The organism is Propioniciclava sp. MC1683 (assembly GCF_014164675.1).
GTDB lineage: Bacteria > Actinomycetota > Actinomycetes > Propionibacteriales > Propionibacteriaceae > Propioniciclava.
On sequence record NZ_JACJFX010000076.1, the window covers coordinates 1 to 3,457 of the forward strand.

The following is a 3,457-nucleotide window of genomic DNA, read 5'->3' on the forward strand; positions in this document are numbered from 1 at the left end:
GAAGGACTATCCCGAGGATCTGGTTATCCCGAGTCGTGGCCGTTGCTGCTTGTCAACGGGGGCTGTGGCTGGGGATCCTCGGGATAATCACGCTCCTGGCGTTCCAGTCGTAGGTTGCTCGTCTCTGCTGGGTTTTCGCTTGGAGGTGATCGGACATGGGTGTCTTTGTTGGCGAGGTGATCGCGCGGGCCGACGCGGCGGTCAGCGCTTTGGGGCATGCGCCCTCAACGTTGTGGCAGTACCGGTGGGCGTGGTCCCGGGTCGAGGTGTTCTGCGGCGAGCCTGACGTTGTTGAACTGACCGACGAGGTGGTGGCCGGGTTCCTGCGGTGGGTGGCTGCCGAGCACGCTGAGGGCCGCATCAAGGAGTGGAAACGCAAGCTGCTCCGCAAGGGCATGTTGGTGTTGTCGGAAGTGGCCTCGACCGGCACGTACACGTGGAAAGTGACTCGAGGACGGCACCGCAATGAGGGCCTGACTACGGAGTTCCGTCCGGTACAGGAACAGTTCGAGCAGTGGCTGACCGGCCAGGGACTGGCACCGGCCACGACGGCCCTATACGCGACGGTCAGCCGGAAGGTCCTGGCCTGGCTGCCGGAGCGCGGAGTGGTCGATGTGCGGCGGGTGTCCGCGGGGGACGTGTCGGCGGCGGTGGCCTTCCTCGGCGTCAGCTACTCACCGGGCAGTATGCGGACCGTGTTGACCGCTTTGCGGGTGTGGTGCCGGTTCCTTGAGGACACCGGCCGGTCCGCGCGGCTGTCGCCGGCGGTGCCGGCGGCGAACTGCAGGCGTGTGCGGACGCTGGTGGTGTTGTCGGCTGACGACGTGGAGTTGGTGGTGGCTTCCCCCGATCCGGCCACACCGGTAGGGCGCCGGAACCGGGCGATGCTCTTACTGGCGGCCAGGACGGGGCTGCGTCCCAGCGATGTCGCCGGTCTTCGGCTGGCAGACATCGATTGGCGCCAAGCGATGATCACGGTGACCCAGCACAAGACCGGGACGGTGGTGGTGCTGCCGCTGCTGGCCGACGTCGGCGCGGCGCTCACCGACTATCTCCTGTCCGACCGACCGGCTCACGCGCTCGACGATCACGTGTTCCTGCGTTCCCAGGCCCCGCACGTCAGCTTGGGCTGCTCCGACCTGTATCACGTGGCGGCGGGCGCGTTCGCCCGCGCCCAGACGGTCAACACCAGTGGTACGGGGCGAGGGATGCGGGTGCTGCGGGCGTCGTTGGCGACCGGCATGCTCCAGCAAGACGTGCCCCTGCCGGTGATCAGTGGTGCGTTGGGTCATCGCGGAATCGACTCGGCCAAGCACTATCTGGCAGGCGACGAGGCCCGGATGCGGCAGTGCTGCCTGGACTTCACTGGGATCGAACCGAACCGGGCACGGCCATGACCGGGCTGGTCAGCGGCCTGGCCGGCCACATCGACGGCCTGCTCGAAGTCAAGCACGCGCTCGGGTACCCGTACACGACCTCGGAGCGACACCTGCGCGCGTTCGACGCGATGTGCGCCACCGAGTACCCGGGACAGGCCACGTTGAGCCGGCACATGGCGATGCGCTGGGCCACCAGCCGTCCCGGCGAGCACGTCAACGGGCAGCTGCGACGCATCACCCCGGTCCGGCAGTTGGCCAAACACATGGCTGGGCTCGGGGTGGACGCCTATCTGATCCCGCCGGGCATCCCAGGCAAGCAGGTCCGTTACCGTCCGCACTTGTACACCCACGCAGAACTGCGGGCGATCTTCGACGCCGCCGACCAGATCGTGGCGACCCCTTACGGCGGGTGCCGGCATCTGATCATCCCGGTGGTCTTCCGGATGATCTACTGCCTGGGTCTGCGCCCCGGCGAGGCCCGCCGACTCCACCGCAATGACGTCGACCTGACCAAGGGCACCGTCCAGATCCGCGAATCGAAAGGACACAAGGACCGGGTGGTGTACCTGTCGGCCGACCTGCACGACTACTGCCGCCGCTACGACGCCACGATCCGCGCGCACCACCCGAACCGGGTCGCGTTCTTCCCGAACCAGAGCGGTGGCTTCTACAGTGCGTGCACCCTGGACCACTGGTTCGGTCAACTCCTGGCTGTCGCCGAGGTGACCGGTACAACCGGCGCGGGCTCGCCACCGCGGGTCTACGACTTGCGGCATGCGCATGTGATGGAAACGGTCAACCGGTGGGTGCGTGCGGGCCGCGACCCGCAGGCGCTGGTGATGTACCTGAGCCTGCACCTGGGGCACAGCAACCCCGAGGACACCTGGTACTACTTCCACCTGACCCCCGATTTCCATGCCGACCTGCGCCAGGTGGCCAACATCAGTATCGAGTCGGTCCTGCCCGAGGCCTCCCATGCACACGGATGACTTCTTCCGGCTCGTGCGTTCCTGGCTGACCGTCTACCTGCCGCGCTCACGTCGGCTCAGCGCCCATACCATCCGCTCGTACAAGACGGCGCTGACCATGCTGCTGGCCTACCTGCACGAAACCCGCGGGCTGGACCTGACCGCGGTCAGCTTCGAAGCCATCGACCACGCGACGATCCGGGGGTTCACCACCTGGCTGACCGACGACCGACACGTCAGCCCCGCCTCGGCCAACCAGCGTCTGGCAGCGATCAAGTCGTTCCTGTCGTTCTGCGCCGCAGAAGACCCGGCACTGGTCGCGGTCTGGCTGGACATCAAACAAGTCCGGCCCGCCCGGGTACCGGCCCGCGCCCCGGACGCGCTGAGCATGCCCGCCGTCGAGGCACTGATCCGCGCTCCGGGCCAGCGCACCCGCCAGGGCCTCCGTGACACCACCATCTTCTTGCTATTGTTCGACGCCGCCGCCCGGATCCAGGAAGTCCTCGACCTGACCCTCGCCGACCTCGACACCACCAGCGGGCACGGCCGGGTCATCCTGACTGGCAAGGGCCACAAGACCCGGACGATCCCGATCATGGACAAGACCTGCCGTCACCTTGACCAGTACCTCGACGCGTTCCACATCGGCACACCAGAGCCGGGAACGCTGCTGTTCTACACGGTCCGGGCCGGCCGTCACCAGCCGATGAGCCAAGACAACATCAACTACCTGCTGAACAAATACGCGGCAGCCGCCCGGCCGGGTTGCCCGGATGTCCCCCGACGGGTCCATGCCCACCAGTTGCGCCACGCGCGGGCCATGCAGATGCTGCGAGCTGGCGTACCCCTGCCGCACATCAAGGAGTTTCTCGGCCACGTCAACATCACCACCACCAGCGTCTACGCCACGGCCGACAACCAGATGGTGCGCGACGCGATCCAGAAAGCCGCCGGCGCCACCCCCGAACTCGCGCCCCTCTGGAAAGGAGACGACGACCTGATCCTCCGACTCGCAGGCCTCACGTAGTTATCCCGAGGATCCCCAGCCACAGCCCCCGTTGACAAGCAGCAACGGCCACGACTCGGGATAACCAGATCCTCGGGATAGTC

At 67.0% G+C, this 3,457-nt stretch carries 3 protein-coding genes; all 3 read left to right on the forward strand.

All coding sequences use genetic code 11. From position 1 onward, the window contains the following. The first annotated feature begins 155 nt into the window (after positions 1-155). Genes H5397_RS17185 through H5397_RS17195 form a run of 3 tightly spaced genes read left to right on the forward strand, consistent with a single transcriptional unit; the run spans position 156 to position 3,374 of the window. The gene (locus H5397_RS17185; protein WP_182818949.1) at positions 156-1,397 is read left to right on the forward strand and encodes a tyrosine-type recombinase/integrase; all 1,242 of its coding nucleotides are present in this window, start codon (positions 156-158) and stop codon (positions 1,395-1,397) included. Further along, positions 1,394-2,368 carry a tyrosine-type recombinase/integrase gene (locus H5397_RS17190; RefSeq protein ID WP_182818950.1) on the forward strand — a complete coding sequence of 325 codons (975 nt, stop codon included), beginning with the start codon at positions 1,394-1,396 and terminating at the stop codon, positions 2,366-2,368. Before H5397_RS17185 ends, H5397_RS17190 begins: the two co-directional genes overlap by 4 nt. Next, on the forward strand, positions 2,355-3,374 hold the full coding sequence (locus tag H5397_RS17195; RefSeq protein WP_182818952.1) for a tyrosine-type recombinase/integrase: 1,020 nt from the start codon (positions 2,355-2,357) through the stop codon (positions 3,372-3,374). The genes H5397_RS17190 and H5397_RS17195 overlap by 14 nt, the downstream gene beginning before the upstream one ends. Positions 3,375-3,457: the final 83 nt, after the last annotated feature.

Excerpts from the sequence above, each read along its gene's own strand:
- H5397_RS17185 (WP_182818949.1), top strand. The coding sequence starts at position 156 with ATGGGTGTCTTTGTTGGCGAGGTGATCGCGCGGGCCGACGCGGCGGTC.
- H5397_RS17190 (WP_182818950.1), top strand. The coding sequence starts at position 1,394 with ATGACCGGGCTGGTCAGCGGCCTGGCCGGCCACATCGACGGCCTGCTC.
- H5397_RS17195 (WP_182818952.1), top strand. The coding sequence starts at position 2,355 with ATGCACACGGATGACTTCTTCCGGCTCGTGCGTTCCTGGCTGACCGTC.